The organism is Planktothricoides raciborskii GIHE-MW2 (assembly GCF_040564635.1).
GTDB classification, from domain to species: domain Bacteria; phylum Cyanobacteriota; class Cyanobacteriia; order Cyanobacteriales; family Laspinemataceae; genus Planktothricoides; species Planktothricoides raciborskii.
In genome coordinates this window covers 1,311,708-1,329,563 of record NZ_CP159837.1, presented here as the reverse complement: position 1 = coordinate 1,329,563, position 17,856 = coordinate 1,311,708, and the positions used below count along the sequence as shown (strand labels likewise).

Annotated in this window: 13 protein-coding genes and 1 pseudogene; 9 read left to right on the top strand and 5 right to left on the bottom strand. The window is 44.4% G+C overall.

Translation table 11 applies throughout. The annotated features are described in order from the left end of the window. Window positions 1–373: 373 nt before the first annotated feature. Window positions 374–862 carry a phycocyanin subunit alpha gene (gene cpcA, locus ABWT76_RS05570; protein WP_054465837.1) on the bottom strand — a complete coding sequence of 163 codons (489 nt, stop codon included), beginning with the start codon at window positions 860–862 and terminating at the stop codon, window positions 374–376. Between the two features lie 140 nt (window positions 863–1,002). Beyond that, the gene (locus ABWT76_RS05565; RefSeq protein WP_054465836.1) at window positions 1,003–1,521 is read right to left on the bottom strand and encodes a phycocyanin subunit beta; all 519 of its coding nucleotides are present in this window, start codon (window positions 1,519–1,521) and stop codon (window positions 1,003–1,005) included. A gap of 868 nt (window positions 1,522–2,389) precedes the next feature. Here ABWT76_RS05565 and ABWT76_RS05560 point away from each other — a divergent pair. Further along, a complete protein-coding gene (locus tag ABWT76_RS05560; protein ID WP_054465835.1) occupies window positions 2,390–2,995 on the top strand; it encodes a chromophore lyase CpcT/CpeT in 606 nt (201 codons plus the stop codon). 11 nt (window positions 2,996–3,006) lie between these two features. Here ABWT76_RS05560 and ABWT76_RS05555 read toward each other — a convergent pair whose 3' ends face one another. Continuing rightward, window positions 3,007–3,135: a hypothetical protein gene (locus ABWT76_RS05555; RefSeq protein ID WP_255353175.1), complete on the bottom strand. Its 129-nt coding sequence runs from the start codon at window positions 3,133–3,135 to the stop codon at window positions 3,007–3,009. A 493-nt stretch (window positions 3,136–3,628) separates the two neighbouring features. Between ABWT76_RS05555 and ABWT76_RS05550 the strand changes: the two genes are divergently transcribed. Beyond that, the gene (locus tag ABWT76_RS05550; RefSeq protein ID WP_054465834.1) at window positions 3,629–7,975 is read left to right on the top strand and encodes a PAS domain S-box protein; all 4,347 of its coding nucleotides are present in this window, start codon (window positions 3,629–3,631) and stop codon (window positions 7,973–7,975) included. Window positions 7,976–8,062: 87 nt separating this feature from the next. On the opposite strand, the gene ABWT76_RS05545 is transcribed toward ABWT76_RS05550, so the two are convergent. After that, window positions 8,063–8,323: a MoaD/ThiS family protein gene (locus ABWT76_RS05545; RefSeq protein ID WP_054465926.1), complete on the bottom strand. Its 261-nt coding sequence runs from the start codon at window positions 8,321–8,323 to the stop codon at window positions 8,063–8,065. A 593-nt stretch (window positions 8,324–8,916) separates the two neighbouring features. Here ABWT76_RS05545 and ABWT76_RS05540 point away from each other — a divergent pair. The 5 genes from ABWT76_RS05540 (at window position 8,917) to rdgB (ending at window position 14,521) form a co-directional block, all read left to right on the top strand. After that, a complete protein-coding gene (locus ABWT76_RS05540) occupies window positions 8,917–9,087 on the top strand; it encodes a hypothetical protein (protein ID WP_156331651.1) in 171 nt (56 codons plus the stop codon). A 71-nt stretch (window positions 9,088–9,158) separates the two neighbouring features. Next, a complete protein-coding gene (locus ABWT76_RS05535) occupies window positions 9,159–9,875 on the top strand; it encodes a CHASE domain-containing protein (RefSeq protein ID WP_054465832.1) in 717 nt (238 codons plus the stop codon). Window positions 9,876–11,089: 1,214 nt separating this feature from the next. Next, entirely contained in the window at window positions 11,090–11,638 is a 549-nt protein-coding gene (locus ABWT76_RS05530; RefSeq protein WP_054465831.1) for a hypothetical protein, read from the top strand. Window positions 11,639–12,021: 383 nt separating this feature from the next. Beyond that, a complete protein-coding gene (locus tag ABWT76_RS05525; RefSeq protein ID WP_054465830.1) occupies window positions 12,022–13,482 on the top strand; it encodes a phosphoglucomutase/phosphomannomutase family protein in 1,461 nt (486 codons plus the stop codon). Window positions 13,483–13,942: 460 nt separating this feature from the next. Further along, entirely contained in the window at window positions 13,943–14,521 is a 579-nt protein-coding gene (gene rdgB, locus ABWT76_RS05520) for an RdgB/HAM1 family non-canonical purine NTP pyrophosphatase (protein ID WP_054465829.1), read from the top strand. A gap of 95 nt (window positions 14,522–14,616) precedes the next feature. On the opposite strand, the gene ABWT76_RS05515 is transcribed toward rdgB, so the two are convergent. Further along, window positions 14,617–14,955, bottom strand: a complete 339-nt coding sequence (locus ABWT76_RS05515; protein ID WP_054465828.1) for a P-II family nitrogen regulator — start codon at window positions 14,953–14,955, stop codon at window positions 14,617–14,619. Between the two features lie 590 nt (window positions 14,956–15,545). Here ABWT76_RS05515 and ABWT76_RS05510 point away from each other — a divergent pair. Both ABWT76_RS05510 and ABWT76_RS05505 read left to right on the top strand, forming a co-directional pair. Beyond that, on the top strand, window positions 15,546–15,950 hold the full coding sequence (locus ABWT76_RS05510) for a response regulator (RefSeq protein WP_054465827.1): 405 nt from the start codon (window positions 15,546–15,548) through the stop codon (window positions 15,948–15,950). 423 nt (window positions 15,951–16,373) lie between these two features. Continuing rightward, window positions 16,374–17,682, top strand: a pseudogene (locus ABWT76_RS05505) (ISNCY family transposase). Window positions 17,683–17,856: the final 174 nt, after the last annotated feature.

Here is a 17,856-nt window from a genome sequence, read left to right as displayed (position 1 = left end):
TGCTTACCATTTACAAAAATTCATCCAACAGCCCCTAACATTCGTATGGTGGGCAAAAAATTTGACCCACCATACCATATAGCGATTGTCATAGTTATGAAGTCCAAAAAAAATTTGTCATTCCCGCAAAGGCGGGAATCCAGAAAACCTCTGTAATTCGGACAATAACCGCTATATATGATGCTGGACTTTTGCCCACCCTACAAGATAAATACTCAATGCTTTTACGCAATAAAATATGGCTCGGAAAAGTAAACAAACACTAGCGTATTGCTAGTACCCGCATACCTTTCCGAGCCATTTTCATCTAAAAGTCAAAAGTTAAAAGATGTAACACCCTTTAATCTCTTGCCTTCTATTTGCCATTGCGATCCTAGCTCAGAGCGTTGATGGCGTAGTCAAGATAAGCGTTGGCTTCAACCGCAGCTTGACCGCTCAGACCATGATTGCCTTTGATGTACTTGAGAGCTTCAACGTACCAGCTAGGAGACAGTTCAAAGGTGGTGTTGATTTCATCAATACCAGCCAACAGGTAGTCATCCATTGGGCCGGTGCCACCGCAAATCAAGCAGTAAGTCACCATCCGCAGGTAGTAACCGATGTCACGAGCGCACTTGGACTTGCCGGTTTCGGTGGAAGCGTAGTTGGCACCTTGCATGGAGGTGGTGTAGGGGAACTTGTTGTACACCGCTTGAGCTGCGCCATTGATCAGGTTTTGAGCATTGTTGGTCAGAGCGCGAGCAGCTTCCATGCTGGCAGCGGCACGCTTGAAGCGACCGTCAACGGCTTGCAGTTCAGTGTTGCTCAGAAAACGGCCTTGAGAATCTGCGGCAGAAATTGCTTCTGTGATTGGGGTCTTCATCTTGAGAACTATCTCCTTGTGATTATGATTTGCTGAATTTTGACTAGCCTTGAATTAAATCAATCGGCTAATAATTGTTTGAAATCTTTCGCTGATTTCATTTGCTAAAGCGGCGCGGGATTTTGGTAAAATCCGGTCGATTAAGCAACAGCAGCAGCAGCGCGATCGAAGTAGGTAGCCACTTCAGACATCAGGGCGCTGCAATCGCCAGGAGTGATACCAGCAGGATCGTTAGCGATCTTGATAGCGGCATCTTTCATTTTGCTGACCCCGTTAGCCACAGAAGCTCCAGGTACACCTAAAGCTTGGTAGGTTTCACGCAGACCATTCAAGCAGCGGTCATCGAGCACACTGGCGTCACCAGCAATGGTGGCGTAGGTGACGTAACGCAAGATGATTTCCATGTCGCGCAAGCAAGCAGCCATACGACGGCTGGTGTAGGCGTTTCCACCGGGAGCGATCAGTTGGGGTTGCTCGGCGAACAGAGCGCGGGCAGCGGCAGCGACGATGGTGGAAGCATTGCTGGTGATCCGGTTGACGGTATCCAGACGCTTGTTGGCGTTGGAAACCATAGCAGACAGAGCATCTAATTGAGCGGTGCTCAGGAATTCACCGCGAGCATCAGCTTGGGAAACCACTCTTGCGAATGCGTCTAGCATTGAGGAAAGCTCCTATTTAATAAGGTTGACTTAGGATGAAAGGAAGTTTGGTTGAACCAGTTTTAGCCGCTGGAAACAGCTAAGAGGGATTGGTCACAGACATCCAACACTGGTTTAAGGTTTCCGAGCAAGCCATCTATTTCATAACTAGGGATGATTTAGAAGGCTTAGTTCAGAAATCTTAGAAAATTTTACATCTACATGAGAATTTTGAAAACTGATAAATCAGTGTTTTGGTTAAGTTTTTTTGCCTGTGAGCCCCTACAGGTATCTTTTATACAATGGGATTGCCCCTTTGATTCTTAAGTTTTGTAACAATTTTTTATTTCCCGTTAAATTGAGTGGAAATACTTATTTTTTTGCCCGCCCCTTTTTTATTGAACTGGGGATTGCATCCGTATAATTACTGGCTGTGCTGTCGATCTAATGATTGATTTAAGGCGGCTGACGCACATCAAATGATGTCCCAATCTAGGCAGTATATGTAACAATTCTTAACTATTTGGTCGCCGAAGACTTCAGGGGTTCCTTCAGGGGTTCCATCCCCCTTTGGTAATGCCGATGTAACGCCGATGGATTTGATGTGACGTGGCAGCACCCGGATCAATGGTCAGTCCTGTGGGGAAAATCATTATCTAGCTTTTGGGTCAAGGCTGAAGGCTGAAGGCTGAAGGCTAAAGGCTGATATCTCACGAGGGAGCGATCGCACCATTCGCAGATTTTCCCCCGGTTAGTCGAGAAATATAGCCATAATTTCTGGTAATTAGAAGGAGATGGTCATTATTCTGAAAGTAAATCAGTAATCACCAGTTACTTACTTGAGATAAATAACCATTGATTTTTTTAGTGATGAGAGTTTCAACTCAAGATGACCCACTCCACAGATATCAAGACCTTAGCTCAATGGATGGCTTCTGACTTCAGTAACCAAGCGCAAGCCTTAGAAAACCCTCCCTTTTTTGCCCATATCCGAGTTTGTATGCGTCCCCTGCCTTGGGAATTGCTCGATGGCATGAGTTTATATTTGGAGCAAGCTTATGATTTTATGCTTAATCAGCCTTATCGCGTGCGGGTCTTGAAATTAGTCCCCGCTACGGATCATATTGTGGTTGAGAACTATGAAGTGGCTGAAGTGGAAGAATTTTATGGGGCTTCTCGGCAACCAGAACGCTTAAAAAATCTCACCAAAGACCGCCTGACCAAGATGTCGGGATGTAGCTACATTACCCATTGGACTGACCATCATAGTTTCAAAGGTCGGGTGGAACCGGGTAAAGGCTGCATTGTGGTGCGGAAAAACCAAACCACTTATTTTGATGGTGAGTTTGAAATTGATGCCGAAAAATTTATTAGCCACGATCGCGGTATGGATTTAGAAACCGATCGGCAAGTTTGGGGGGCGATCGCTGGACCATTTCAATTTGTCCGGGTCGCTAGTTTTGCCTCGGAAGTCCTCACGGTAATGCCTGGATGAATTATGCTCCGCTATGTCGGAGATGGTTGATTCAGGGGCGATCGCGGATGATCTGGATGATCTGGATGATCTGGATGATCTGGATGACTAGGTGGGCTTTGGCTCACCAGCCCCCCGTGGTGGGCGCCGCCGATTGTCATGTTGTCAATCCTTTCGGTCTGTGATTCAGGGTCAGTATCTCAGTATCTTAGTATCTTAGTATCTCAGTATCTTAGTATCTTAGTATCTTAGTATCTCAATATCTCAGGATTTATACGGAGCAATTGTCACCGATCCACGGCGATCGGCGATCTCCACGGTCAAAATTTGGCAGAAATTCAGCTTTTTTACGAAAAATTTGCACGGTATTAACCAGATATTAAAGTTAATCAAGAGTTGGCTTATTTTTATCAAGTAAATACTTCCGGTTTTTGCACCTAAAAAATAGCGGCAAAATATCTAGCAGTAAAAAAGTTAATTTTTTTCTAAGTAACGCCAGAATTTTCGCAAAACTTTATAAAGTTTTTATAAATTTTCAATCCCGTTGGTTTTAAGCAAGTATTTTCAGAGAAAATAGTGATATAGAATACAAATGAATGTTTATCTACGAAAATGTTCATTCTAGATGTCAAACCATATTCGAGTACCAATCCCATGAACCAACAAGAGTCATGGCTGAGTAGTCTGCTAGATGAAATTGAAGAAGGAGCTTGGTCTGTGGATGCCAAAACCGAGCAATTCCTTTATTTAAACCACGGGGCAGAAAAAATTTACGGTCGGCCAAAAGAGGAATTTTACGCTTGTCCAGAGTTACGCTTAGAAGTAGTTAAGGCGGCTACCGAGGGCGATCGCCAACGCTTATCCCTAGCGGAATTGTTAGAAAATGAACAGCTAGAAAACCAATATGAAATTATTCAACCTGACGGAACAATTCGTCCGATCAAAGAAAAAATTTCTCCTGTCACCGATGGAACGGGCGAACTGATTCGCATTGATGGAATTATCCGAGATATTACAGAAACAAATCAGCCAAAAATTGCTCAAAAATTACCGAGAGTTATCTATCAATATATTTGCCACAGGGATGGTCGTGAAGAAATTCCTTATATTAGTCCCAGTTGTGAAAGAATATATGAATTAACCGCCGAAGAAATACAACAAAATCCAGCCATGATGTGGGCATTTGTCGATCCAGAGACCAGGGATGATTTACAAAACTCTTTAGCCAATTGTGCCAAAAACCTCACCCAATGGCAATGGCAATGGAAACAAATTACCCCCTCTGGGGTCGTCAAGTGGTTATCAGCGGTGGCCGAACCCCAAGCAAAAGAGAATGGAGACATAAGTTGGTATGGATTTATCTTAGAAATTGTTGATTTTCCTGCCGATCTAGAGCCTAGAAATGGCGGCATTGGTGATTGGCAACTTTCCGAAAATTCGCTGGAAAACTTGCCCGCGAACAGGTCAACGGACGAACTGATCAGGGGTTTAAAAGAAAGTGAAGCGATTTATCGTTCAGTGTTTAACGCTATCCCGCAAGGACTCTTGATCCAAGATGCCAACGGTCAAATTCGTGATTGCAACCAAACCGCTGAGAATATCCTGGGTTTAACCTCCGCCCAAATTATTGGTAATCCTGGATTTTTTGTACCTATCCCAGCAAACAATAGCCGGGAATTTTTCGGCAATGCAAAAGGCAGAAATCATCACCTCAAATCTGAAAGAGGGCTAGGGAGTAAATCGGTTAAAGGTAATCTTCAGGGAATTCATAAAGCTGATGGGACTTTGAGTTGGATTTCTGTCAATGCTCAACCATTGGTGGATTTACAAATCGATTCACAAGTCGAGCCACAAGTTGAGCCACAAGTCGAGCCACAAGTCGAGCCACAAGTCGAGCCACAAAAAATTAACAATTCCGTGGCTTTAATTTCTTTTCACGAAGTGACCGATCGCCTGCAACAAGAAAGTAAGTTGCGTGAAACGGTCAAGCACCTAACCATAGAATCCGAAACATTTCGGGCAACTTTTGAGCAAGCTGGGGTGGGAATTGCCCATATGAAATTTGATGGCACCTGGCTGAATGTAAATCCTCGGTTGTGCTGTTTGTTGGGGTACAGTTCATCGGAACTGCTTAAGTTGCGCTATCAAGAGATGATCCATCCAGATGATGCCCCCCTGAGTGCCAAGTACCGACGCCAATTACTAGCCGGAGAAATTGCGATCGCGACTCAGGATGTGCGATTCCAACATAAAAATGGCCACTGGGTGTGGATGAATGCGATCGTGTCCTTAGTCCAAACCTCATGCGGTAAACCCCAATATTTAATTGCCGTAATTGATGACATTACCACTCGTCACCAAGATATCGAATCCCTGCGCGAAAGCGAGAAACATTACAAAACGATAGTAGATTTTACTTATGATTGGGAGTATTGGGTTGACGCTGATGGTAAGTTACTCTATATTTCACCGGCTTGTGAAAGAATTACTGGATACCGAGCCGATGATTTCTTAGTCGATCCTCAGTTATTCACTCAAATCGTCCATCCCCATGACCGGGAGCGGGTCGAGAAATCTCTACAACCGCAATCGTTTCATCCCGACAAATTAACCACTAAGATCGACTTTCGGATTATTACTAAAAGTGGCTCAATTCGCTGGATTTCTCAACTCAGCCAGTCAGTCCACGACTTTGAGGGGCGCTGGCGCGGTTTACGTTCGAGTAATCGAGACATTACAGACCAAAAAGAATCTGAAAAAATTCTCCAAGAGCAAGAACAATTTTTACGCAGTATTTACAACGGAGTAGAACAAGCAATTTTTGTGGTGGATGTTTTCCCGAAAGGTAATTTCCGTTATATCGGTTTAAATCCAGCCGCAGAAAGACTGGTGGGGATTAGTTCGGCGGATATTGCTGGGAAAACTTTTGAAGATGTTTATGGCCCGAATACGGCTCAGTTTGTCCGGGATCATTATACCAAGTGTTTACAATCGGCCACCTCAAGGATTTATGAAGAATATCAGGTCTTTAAAGGTGTAGAAAGTTGGTCAATGACTACCCTAACTCCGTTGCGAAACGAACACAATCTGATTTATCGAATTATTGGTACTACGATTGATATCACGGAACGGAAAAAAGCCGAAATTGAACAACAAAAATTGGTGACAATTATTGAGAATAGCAGCGATTTTATTGCTTTGGCGTCTTCGGAAGGCAAACCATTTTTCCTGAATCCAGCGGGCAGAAAAATGGTAGAGATCACCGCCAATGAATCGGTGGAAAAATTGAATATGTTTAAATTTTTCATGGCGGAAGATTTACCCGTGGTGTTGTCAGATATTCTGCCTGCTGTGCTAGAAACCGGGTCTTGGCAAGGAGAATTTCGCCTGAAAAACTTTAAGACTGGGCAACCCATTCCCGTGGAATATAATGTATTTTTAGTTAAGGATCCACAAACGAATAAATCTATTGGGTTTGCTACGGTCAGTCGGGATATTACCCAATATAAAGAGTTTGTCCAAGCCTTGCAGAAATCTGAGCAAAAATTCCGGGAATTGGCCGCACGAGAAGCCCTGCAAAATCGGATTGGGAATCTGATTCGTCACTCGTTGGATATTCAAAGTATTGTGGAAACGGTTATTCAGCAGATTAGTGGCTTTTTACAGATAGACCATTGCTTTTTTATGTGGCTAGTCCCCAATCAAAAAGAAGTGACTTGGGATTTGGTCAGTGAGGTGAAGAATACGAGTTTACCAAATCTAATTAATACAACGGAGTTTTTACCCAGCCATCCTTTGACCAAGCAGATTTTAAATTTACAGATTTTCCGTGTGGATGATATCAGTAATTTAATGATTTCGGGCAATGAGCAAATCTCTAGTCTGGGGTATCGTGCTTTGTTAGCCTTGCCTTTTGAAACCCGATCGGGCAAAATTGGCGTGATCGGTTGCGGTCATTCTCATGGTTCAGAACATTGGCAGCAGGAAGATGTGGAAATGCTGCAATCAATTTGCTCTCAAGTGGCGATCGCTATTAACCAAGCGGAACTTTATAGTCAGTCGGTAGAGTCCGCTCGTATTGCTAATGCTAAATCCCAAGAGTTAGAGACAGCTTTACGAGAATTGAAGCAAACCCAAGCCAATTTGATCCAGGCGGAAAAAATGTCCTCCCTGGGACAAATGGTGGCCGGGGTTGCCCATGAAATTAATAACCCCATTGGTTTTATTTATGGCAACCTGAAATATGCCCGGGATTATGCTAATGACCTGCTGAAGATTGTTCAACTCTATCGGGATACTTATTCTAAACCAACTCCAAAAATCTCTGAAGCGATTGAAGAGTTAGATTTAGATTTTTTGATGGTTGATTTGCCTAAGTTATTAGATTCTATGAAGGTTGGGGCGGAACGGATTCGCGAAATTGTCAAGTCTTTGCGGACTTTTTCCCGCTTAGACGAGTCAGATATGAAACGGGTTGATTTGCATGAAAATCTGGAAAGTACCTTGATGATTTTACAGTCTCGGTTGAAGAAGACGAGCGAACATCCGGCAATTCACGTGGTAAAAGATTATCGTGAACTGCCACTGATTGAATGTTATGCCGGTCAGCTAAATCAGGTATTTATGAATTTACTGGCAAATGCGATCGATGCCCTAGAAGAACGGGATAAAACTCGCACTGAGTCGGAAATTTTGATTAATCCTAGTATCCTCAAGATTTCTACTCATATCCTAGAGAATGATTGGGTACAAATTCGGATTCAAGATAATGGCATTGGCATTAAACCGGATGCGATTTCCAAGATTTTTGATCCATTTTATACCAGTAAGCCTGTGGGTAAAGGCACTGGACTGGGTTTATCGATTAGCTATCAAATTATTGTGGAAAGACATCACGGAACTATGCGTTGTATTTCTGAATCGGAAAAAGGCACGGAGTTTATTGTGGAAATTCCCGGAAGTCAAACGGCAGGATTGATTCGCGAGTCTTCCCAAAGTTAGCAAAGAAAGTGAGAATTTCGGGTGGGCAATGCCCACCTTTTTTGGCTTCTTATCGATTAAGAAGATTGCTTTTCTGAGAGTTGGAAATTAACCACCGCTTACTGGAGGAATGAGAACAATTTCATCTCCTTCTTGGAGTAGGGTATCTGGTGCTACGAATTCCAGGTTGATGCCAAAGCGAGTGATTTGGCGTAAGTGTTCTAGTTCGGGATGTTCCGAGAGTAGGCGATCGCGCACGGCAACGACTGGGGTATTTGGAGGGAATTTTAGCACCAGTTCTGACATTCTATAAGCTTCTTGGTATCCCGCAAAAAGTTTAACGGTTACGCTAATTTCTGAGTTGGGCATAGAGGATTTTTTTATAAAATTGTAGCAGATTGGCAACGGATTAGCGTGAGGATGGGGCAACGGATAGAGGCGATCGCTATTTGAAATTAAAATAGGCAACGAATGGGGCAACGGATAGAGGCGATCGCGATCTTCGTTAGAAACCGGGTTTCTTGAGTAAACCTCGGTCATCAAGCCAGCATCTTGCTAGAAACCCGGTACGAATGTCCCGTGGGCGATCGCTTCCGCAATATAAAACATCCTGTAGTAAGCCTCTACCGGGGCTGTAGTTTACTCAGCAAAAAAGCGCTGTAACCACCTGGGTTCCCTTGATGGTCGCGTGGTCAAAGACGCAGCAACACTTATCCTAGACTTAGCAGCAGAAAGATTGTGGTTTGATTCTGGTTTGATTCAATCAGGGGTCGTTACACTAGAGGTGAGTAATTCTCGGAATTACGCCGTGTCAAGCAAGCTTAGTTTAGATGGGACAGTTTCTAGGAGGGGTGCGAGGGATGATAGCGCAGCAGTTGATCAAAAAATATCACCGATCTTTTCGGCGATACTGGATTGCTGGCCTTTCATTTTTAACTATTATCACCATCGAAGGATTTCTGATGTACTTGCTGACGGATCGACATATCAATGCCGAACGGGAGGTCGTGGGCAAACTGGCGGTGGTTCAAGGTGAATTGTTGCAGAGACAGTTGGATCAATCCTTCTCAGTCCCATTGACTCTAGCTTTAATTCTCCGCCATAACCAAGGAAGGCTGAAAAAGACGATCTAGCAGCGGATCTGATTGAGTCTTATCCGGGGATTAGTCACTTAAAATTAGCGCCAGACGGGATTGTCCGGGAAATGTATCCTCCCGAAGAAAATGACCAAGAAATTGCGGTTAATCTCTTAAGAGATGAGGCGAATTCCTCACACCTATTTAGGGCGATCGCCTCACGGAAAATGAAGGTGACTCAACCCCTGGAGTTAGATTACGGCATGATGAAGATCGTCGGTTATTTGCCAGTGTTTGTACAGCAGGATACTGACGCCGAAACATTTTGGGGATTGGTGATTGTCGAGATCCAGATTGCCGATTTACTTGAACAAAGTCGATTAAACCAAATTGTTAAACAGGATTACGCTTATCAATTAGAGTGGGTCGATCCAGAAAGCGGCGATCGCGGAGTATTTGCCCGTTCCCAGAATGCCGATTTAGTCGAGCCGATCTCTTATCGAATCAACGTTGCTAATGGCGCATGGATATTAGTCTTGTCACCCACTGATGGTTGGGGTTCTAAAACTCCATTGATTTTAGAAATCACATTTATTTTGGCGATTGGGTTGGCGATCGCTTATCTCGTCGCTCGACTGCTTAAGCAACCAGAAATTTTGCAAGAACACGTGGAATTAAGAGTGGCTGATTTATCCAACATCAATCAACAACTCACCGCAGAAATTCCAGAACGCCAACGAATTGAGCAAGCCCTGCGAGAGAGTGAGGAAAGGTTTCGGGCGATCGCCGATGCTACTCCCATTCCCCTGGTGATTTCCCGCTTTAGTGATGGCTTAGTTTTATAGGGCAATGATTACACCTGTCAAATTTTTAACCTGCCTCCAGAGAAATTGATTGGCTGCCAAACCCCAGATTATTACTACAATCAGAGCGATCGCCAGCATTTGTTAGAAACTTTAAAAATTAATGGACAAATTAATAATTATGAAGTTTAGGTAAAAAAAGAAGATGAAACGCCGTTTTGGGTAGCGGTATATATTAGATTAATTATCTTTAACTCTGAGCCAGCCATATTTTCAGCTTTTTATGACATTAACGAACGCAAGCAAGCGGAAACCCAAATTCATCAAGCATTAGCTAGAAAAAAAGAAATAAATCAATTCAAATATTACTTAATTTTTATGACATTTTATCAATTTTATACCCCCTTAAACACCATATATAAAACCGCAAACTTCTTTAAAATATATAGTGATTTATGGCCGCATAATAAAAAAAATATTTTAAATATATTGAAAAAAAAGCTGCAAAAACTGAGCAAAAATTTAGATAAAATATTGCTACATATTTTTCAGGCAAAATCTGGTAAATTTAAATTATATCCAGCACAGTTAAATTTACTTATATAGTTAATTAAAATGTGCGATTCGTTCCCGTGAAAAGTGGAGAATAATATTTAAAAAGTGCGCGGGGTATTTCTTTCAGCCGTCTGAAAGAAGGATAACTCTTGAGATGTGTGGGACAGTCCCACAGACAAAGACTTCTGTGGAGCCATCCACTTTTGTCATCGACATCAGCCCCACGGAGCGGAATACCTATCAATCTTGTGAAGCGGGCTCTCCCGAAGCCGATAAGACCTAAGCAGATGGTCAAAAAAGTCGGCATCTGAGTCAATTGCTCATGGATAGCGTTATGGGAACCATCGTCTTGAACCCTCCTAATAACTAAGTGGCGAAACTGCTTGACACGCCACGCACAAAAAGTGACTGGAGAAATCCTAGGAATTCACTAGGAAAAAGACGGAGAAATAATTGATTCATCCGTTACGAAGTCCCAAAAGTATCCGGATAGATGGACAGCCTAAAAGCAAAATAACCTTCTCTTGGGGACGAAGTAACCCCACGTTGGCTCTCCAGCAATGGAGTAGTGATTTAAGTGTAAGAATAGCCTTCGTGGGGGTAGGATGTGGTAAAAAAGCGTCCATCCTGGGTAATGCCAGTGAATATGCTGACGTATCACGGCTGTGAAGTTGACATAGTTAGTAAACCTTAATCAACCTTTGGGACTTCTGGGAGGTGGGACAGGGGCGACTACCCCCGCAGGTGCTCTGGCTAATTTAGGTGCCGCCGCCGCATCGCATACTCACACGGGCGCTGAAATTTCTGGGAATATCCCTGGAAATGCTGCCAATATTACTGGGATAGCTGCGATCGCGAATGGCGGCACCGGGGCAAGTACCGTATCAGCGGCACGAACTAATCTACAGGTCGCAATGAGCAGTATTTCATACACTTTCAATACAGGGTGGAGTAATCATAGTTCATCCTGGTATTTACAAATCAATAAGTTTTCGAGTTTAATTGTTATAACAGGATTAGTAACTAGAACTTCTGGAACTAATAATACTATTTTAGTATTACCCTCAAGTTGTCGTCCCAGCCCTGGTATAATGTCAATATGTTGGGGGTATTGGAATAACACTTATTATCCCTGTCGAGTAGATTTTTACCCTAATGGCGATGTAGCCTTGATATATGCCACCGGAACAATTCCCGCACTAATTAACTTTGTTCAAATTAACGCTACTTTTGTCACCGCTAATCCTTAAACCAAATGGATCCTATTTTTGCTGGTTAGGGATTCCTATCCCATTAAGGTTCCTTGCAATTCATCCACACCCGTAGGCTCTGTGCGGAGATTTTTTGAGAGATCGATCGTGGACTAATGCTGTTACCCTGAAAAAAATATCAGGTTCACAGAAAAAAGAAAATCTGGCCATGATCTGCCAATATAATTTGGCCTGTAGGTTGTGTTGCTCACTCAGGACTTACGCTTATGGGATTTTCCCCGTCTTCGTAGAGACACAAGTGGGCATGGCCTTTACCTTTCCTTTACTCAAGGGATACTCGTTTGTAAGACTCAGGGGTGCTGATTCGTTGATGGTTGCTTACCTTGTCACCTGAATAGATAATTTGCATTTTTGCGGAAATTATGGTTAAACACGCTTCTCTACCTGTTGATTTCAAGCCAATTAAATTTGGCACCGATGGTTGGCGGGGGGTGATTGCCGCTGACTTTACTTTTGAGCGAGTGGCTTTAGTCGCTGGGGTAGCGGCTCACGTTTTGGCCGAGGTTTATGGCCCAACCACTAATAGTCGCACGGTGATTATCGGTTACGATCGCCGCTTTTTGGCTGAGGATTTTGCTCGCAGTGCTGCCCAAGCCGTGCAAGGGGCAGGATTTGATGTGCTGCTGTCCGAAACTTATGCCCCAACACCGGCATTTAGTTGGTATGCCAATGCCCAAAAAGCACTCGGCGCGATCGTGCTGACCGCTAGTCATAATCCGGCAGCATATCTGGGTTTAAAAGTGAAAGGGGCTTTTGGTGGGTCCGTGCCCCCAGAAGTGACGTTAGATATTGAAGCCAAACTCGATAGTCCTCTGCCACCAGCGATCGCCCCTGGATCTATAAAAAAATTTAATATTTGGCCGAGTTACTGCGAGATGTTGCGGCAAAAAGTTGACATTGCCGCCATTCGTGACAGCATCGCTTCAGGAAAAATTACCGTATTTGCTGATGTAATGCACGGCGCCGCCAGTGGTGGACTCGGGCAAATTTTGGGTATGCCCATCGAAGAAATTAACGGCGATCGCGATCCTCTCTTTGATGGCGGTGCCCCAGAACCCTTACCCCGCTATCTTTCTCAGCTTTTCCGCTTAATCCGCACCAAAAGTCGTCAGCAACCCAATAGTCTCTCCGTGGGATTAGTCTTTGATGGGGATGCCGATCGCATTGCCGCCGTAGATAGCCAAGGCAATTTCCTCAGTTCTCAAGTTCTGATCCCGATTTTGATTCAACACCTGGTGCAACATCACGGGTTGACCGGAGAAGTGGTCAAAACAGTCAGTGGTTCCGATCTGATTCCCCGTGTGACTAAACTTTATCATTTGCCGCTATTTGAGACGGCGATTGGTTATAAGTACATTGCCGAGCGAATGTTAACCACTCAGGTGTTAATCGGTGGTGAAGAGTCGGGAGGTGTTGGCTATGGCACCCATGTACCAGAACGAGATGCCTTGTTATCTGCCCTATATACCATCGAGGCGATCGTTAAATCTGGTCAGGATCTCAGTCAGCTTTACACCGCGTTACAAAATCAAACCGATTATCATTTTGTCTATGACCGGATTGATTTACCCTTAGCCAGCATGGAAGTGCGGGCAAAATTATTAGACAAACTAGAAAAATCGCCGTTAACCGAAATTGATGGTCGCACGGTGCTCAATTGCTTAACCGTTGATGGCTATAAATTTCAGTTAGCCGATTACAGTTGGCTGCTGATTCGTTTTAGCGGCACCGAACCCGTATTACGGCTTTATTGTGAAGCCCCCACCATGCAGCAAGTCCGCAGCACTTTAGCTTGGGCTTCATCTTGGGCGAATTCTGTCTAATTGTTGGTTATTTGTTATTCGTTATTGGTTGACTCGCATAACGAATAACAAACAACAGGGAACAGGGAACAGGGAACAGGGAACAGAGAACAGAGAACAGAGAACAGAGAACAGGGAACAGGGAACAGGGAATAGGGAATAGGGAATAGGGAATAGGGAATAGGGAATAGGGAATAGGGAATAGGGAATAGGGAACAGTGAATAGTGAATAGTGAATAGTGAATAGTGATACTTCTTTTGTACGGGCGTCCTTGCGAAGCATAATCCGTCAGGCCTTATGGCCATTCGCCCCTACGACTTTTCACTTTTAACTTTTCACTTTTAACTTTTCACTTTCAACTTTTCACTTTTAACTTTTCACTTATAAATTTCCCCGTTCCCCGATAACTGTTCCCCGTTCCCCAACCAACAACCAACAACAAACAACAACCAACCAACAACAAACAACTATAAAAATCTTATGACTATTCTGGTTGTGGCGACGGGCAATCCCGGTAAACTTCGGGAAATGCAGGAATATTTGGGGGATGTGGATTGGCAGTTACAGTTAAAGCCTCCAGAGTTGGATATTGAAGAAACCGGGGCAACTTTTATGGCCAACGCTGAACTGAAGGCGTCCGCAGTGGCGAAAGCAACGGGACAGTGGGCGATCGCCGATGATTCGGGGTTAGAAGTGGCCGCGTTGGGGGGCGCCCCTGGGGTCTATTCTGCCCGCTATGGTCAAGATGACCGCGATCGCATCGAGCGATTGTTGCGGGAGTTGGGCGAGGAAACCAATCGCCAAGCCCAATTTGTCTGCGCGATCGCGATCGCTCGTCCCGATGGTTCCATTGCCGTCCAAGTCGAAGGAACTTGTCCCGGAGAAATTTTGTACTCACCCCGTGGCACCAACGGCTTTGGTTACGATCCCATTTTCTACTGTCCCACTGCGGGAATGACCTTTGCGGAAATGACCACTGCCGAAAAGCGACACCACAGCCATCGCGGTCAAGCCTTCCAACTCCTGCTGCCGCAACTCCAGTTACTTCCACCGACCTAGAAATCAAGAAATTAAGAAGAGATCAAAAAGAGATTCGGGGGATCTGCCGAAAGCAAATCCCCCGAATCAAGATGGGTTGAAGATTACCTGATTGCCTAAATCGCTTCCAGATCTTTTTCTCCGGTACGAATACGGACAATCTTTTCTACAGGGCTGATGAAAATTTTGCCGTCGCCGATTTCGCCAGTACGGGCTGCCGCAATAATCTTCTCAACCACCGTATCTACTTGATTGTCTTCAATCACAATTTCCACTTTGAGTTTCTGTAAAAACTCAACGGTGTACTCGGAACCTCGATAACGCTCAGTCTGTCCTTTTTGCCGTCCAAACCCTCGGACTTCCGAAACGGTCATCCCGACAATCCCGGCGTTGACCAGAGCGATTTTGACTTCATCGAGTTTGAATGGCCTAATAATCGCTTCTACCTTTTTCAAGCTCTTAACTCCTCTCGCTTTGGGTAGTTGTTTACTGTTTTACCCGCATCGTACCCTAGTATCGCGATGAATTGTGATTTTTTTGTAGCTAAAAATACTATTTTTGTCAGGATCCGCAAGGATTTTGACTAAATTAGCTGTAATTGGCAATTACAAATGAAGAATTAAAAGTTTCTTAAGCCTCTGGAGATGGGCGATCGCCTGCATCTGGATCCGCTACGTCGCCTCCCCAGGAATCTTGGCCAATCGATCGGATTGCCCAAGATAAACAAACCTGGATTGCGGCTAAAAGCATGATATATTACCAAGTTGATATTGTTGATTAACATAGAATCATCATATAATCTTCATCCAATCTGCGAGGGTGCTGGCTTTTGATCCCAGGTAATTGATCCTTTGATGTGGCTGGACTGGTAATCGATGATAAATTGATTTCTATGGGATAGACTCCTGTGTTGACTAAGCATCAGGCAAACAATTGCCAGGAGTTAATGGTGAAAAATACTTTATGCTCTATGAACCCTTTGCCTAAGCCGCATAAAATGGAAAGCAACTATCAGATAAGATCAAACACTGGCAAGAGGTAAACCATGCCCGAAAAATTCAAACTGATGATAGTCGATGACGAAAGAGATAACCTGGATTTGCTCTACAGGACGTTTCGACGTGAGTTTAAAGTTTATAAAGCATCAGACCCCATTGAGGCTCTGGACATTTTAGACCAGGAAGGGGAAATGGCGGTGATGATTTCCGATCAGAGTATGCCGGAAATGACTGGCACGCAATTGTTTGACAAAACAACAGAGCGATTCCCCAATACCAAGTGCATTCTCCTGACTGGATACAGTGAAGGAGACATGGATGAGGAGGATAGCAATCGGCAGAATGTTGTATTCAGATGTATTATGAAGCCTTTTTCGCCGGATGAACTGAAAGCAGTTGTTCAAGAAGCCACGGACATTTATATGAAAAATATGGAACAAGATGCGAGTTGATCCGTGGGATTCGCTGACTTCCCTTGGGACTAATTTAGCAAAATAATACCAATTTGAAAAATTCTGGCTACAGTTACTAGGTTAATTTGGGCGTAATTAGGGGCAATCCCCCCCCGTGGTTGCCCCGCGCAAGGGCGCAAGCATTACTCTTTACTGTTGCATTGTTAATTGGAAACGGTATAAAGGATGATTGTAGATTCATAATAAACCTTAAGAGATTCAGTCGGGGGCGATCGCTTGGTGGAGCAACTGAGCGATCATCCTGTATTGGTAATTTACTCGATTTTTCCGGCGATCGCCCGCCCAATTTATCGCTATTTATCGCCAAATTTACAGCAATTCTCATTTTGGCAAAAAACTGTTCAAGTCCCCTTGAGACCTGTATGGTAATGATATCTGCAAAACCCAAGAGAGCCAGAGCCCTTGAAAAAGCCAGGTTGGTTTGACACTGTAGTGAGTTCTTTTCGCGAGCGCTTGTCGTCGCTACCGGACAAGCGCCGAGGTAAAAATACCCGCTATGGAATGGAGGATGCTGCGTTGAGCGCATGCAGGGGTGTTCTTCACCCAAACCCCGTCCTTCCTGGCCTACCAGCGCAAGATGGCAGGCAATAAGGGTCAAAGCAATGCTCAAAGCCTGTTTGGAGTGCATAAGATTCCTTGCGACAACCACATCCGGGACTTGCTCGACGGGGTTGTGGCGGAGGAGCTGTTTCCCGTATTCGAGGAAATCCTACAGATGTTGGACGAACAGGGTCAGTTGAAGGACTTCCGGTCTGTGGCCGACACCCTGTTGGTTGCTATGGATGGGACGGAATACTTCAGTTCAACTCAAATCCACTGTCCTGGCTGCTCGACACGCACCTTGAGGTCAGGAGACATTCAACACTTCCATAGCGTGGTCACTCCAGTCATCGTCTGTCCAGGGCAGACTCAGGTGATTCCGTTAGTCCCTGAGTTTGTCCGCCCCCAAGACGGTCATGACAAACAAGACTGTGAGAATGCCGCTGCGAAGCGGTGGTTGAACCAGCATGGTCCGAGCTTGAGTCGCTTGAAGGTAACGGTGTTAGGCGATGACTTGTACTGCCACCAACCCCTGTGTCAGCTACTGTTAGACCACCAGTTGGACTTTATCTTGGTCTGTCGCCCAGATTCCCACACTACGCTTTATAACCATCTTGAGGGGATTGACCTACCAACAGTCATCAGCAAAAGGTGGACGGGAAAAGTTGAGGAAACCTGGACTTACCGATATCTCAATGACTTGCCCCTCAAAGACGCGGCGGATGCGCTGTTGGTGAACTGGTGTGAGGTAACTGTCAGCCGTCCTGACCAAAAGGTGATTTACCATAACGCCTTTGTGACCCGCTACACCCTTACTGATGATAACGTAGCTGAGATTGTTCAAGCCGGTCGCACTCGTTGGAAGGTTGAGAACGAGAATAACAATACCCTCAAGACCAAAGGCTACCATCTCGAACATAACTTCGGCCATGGCAAACAGCATCTGGCTGCCTTTCTGGCAACTCTGAATATCTTGTCCCTACTCTTTCATACGCTGCTGGAGCGGCTCGACGAGAAATATAAACGGCTGCGAGGCCATCTGCCGACTCGCCAGACCTTTTTTGATGATTTACGGGCTTTAACCCGGTATCTGTATTTCGACAACTGGGATCACCTGCTCACCTTCATGCTCCAGGGACTTGAGCTAGAGATTCCCCCCAATAGCAGTTAAATTTCCAAAATGAGAATTGCTGCCAAATTTATCTTAGGCTTGTTAAAAACATCAACTCATGGTATAATAGTAAATTATCACTTTAGCTGAAATTTTACAAAACTCAATTATTTTTTAGCAAAAGTAAAGAAAATCAAAGATTGTTTGAGTATTTATAACTTCCTAATATTGTCA

What these genes read in the sequence shown, in the direction of transcription:
- cpcA (WP_054465837.1), bottom strand. Translation starts at nt 862, where the DNA reads ATGAAGACCCCAATCACAGAAGCAATTTCTGCCGCAGATTCTCAAGGC.
- ABWT76_RS05565 (WP_054465836.1), bottom strand. Translation starts at nt 1,521, where the DNA reads ATGCTAGACGCATTCGCAAGAGTGGTTTCCCAAGCTGATGCTCGCGGT.
- ABWT76_RS05560 (WP_054465835.1), top strand. Translation starts at nt 2,390, where the DNA reads ATGACCCACTCCACAGATATCAAGACCTTAGCTCAATGGATGGCTTCT.
- ABWT76_RS05555 (WP_255353175.1), bottom strand. Translation starts at nt 3,135, where the DNA reads ATGACAATCGGCGGCGCCCACCACGGGGGGCTGGTGAGCCAAAGCCCA.
- ABWT76_RS05550 (WP_054465834.1), top strand. Translation starts at nt 3,629, where the DNA reads ATGAACCAACAAGAGTCATGGCTGAGTAGTCTGCTAGATGAAATTGAA.
- ABWT76_RS05545 (WP_054465926.1), bottom strand. Translation starts at nt 8,323, where the DNA reads ATGCCCAACTCAGAAATTAGCGTAACCGTTAAACTTTTTGCGGGATAC.
- ABWT76_RS05540 (WP_156331651.1), top strand. Translation starts at nt 8,917, where the DNA reads ATGTACTTGCTGACGGATCGACATATCAATGCCGAACGGGAGGTCGTG.
- ABWT76_RS05535 (WP_054465832.1), top strand. Translation starts at nt 9,159, where the DNA reads ATGTATCCTCCCGAAGAAAATGACCAAGAAATTGCGGTTAATCTCTTA.
- ABWT76_RS05525 (WP_054465830.1), top strand. Translation starts at nt 12,022, where the DNA reads ATGGTTAAACACGCTTCTCTACCTGTTGATTTCAAGCCAATTAAATTT.
- rdgB (WP_054465829.1), top strand. Translation starts at nt 13,943, where the DNA reads ATGACTATTCTGGTTGTGGCGACGGGCAATCCCGGTAAACTTCGGGAA.
- ABWT76_RS05510 (WP_054465827.1), top strand. Translation starts at nt 15,546, where the DNA reads ATGCCCGAAAAATTCAAACTGATGATAGTCGATGACGAAAGAGATAAC.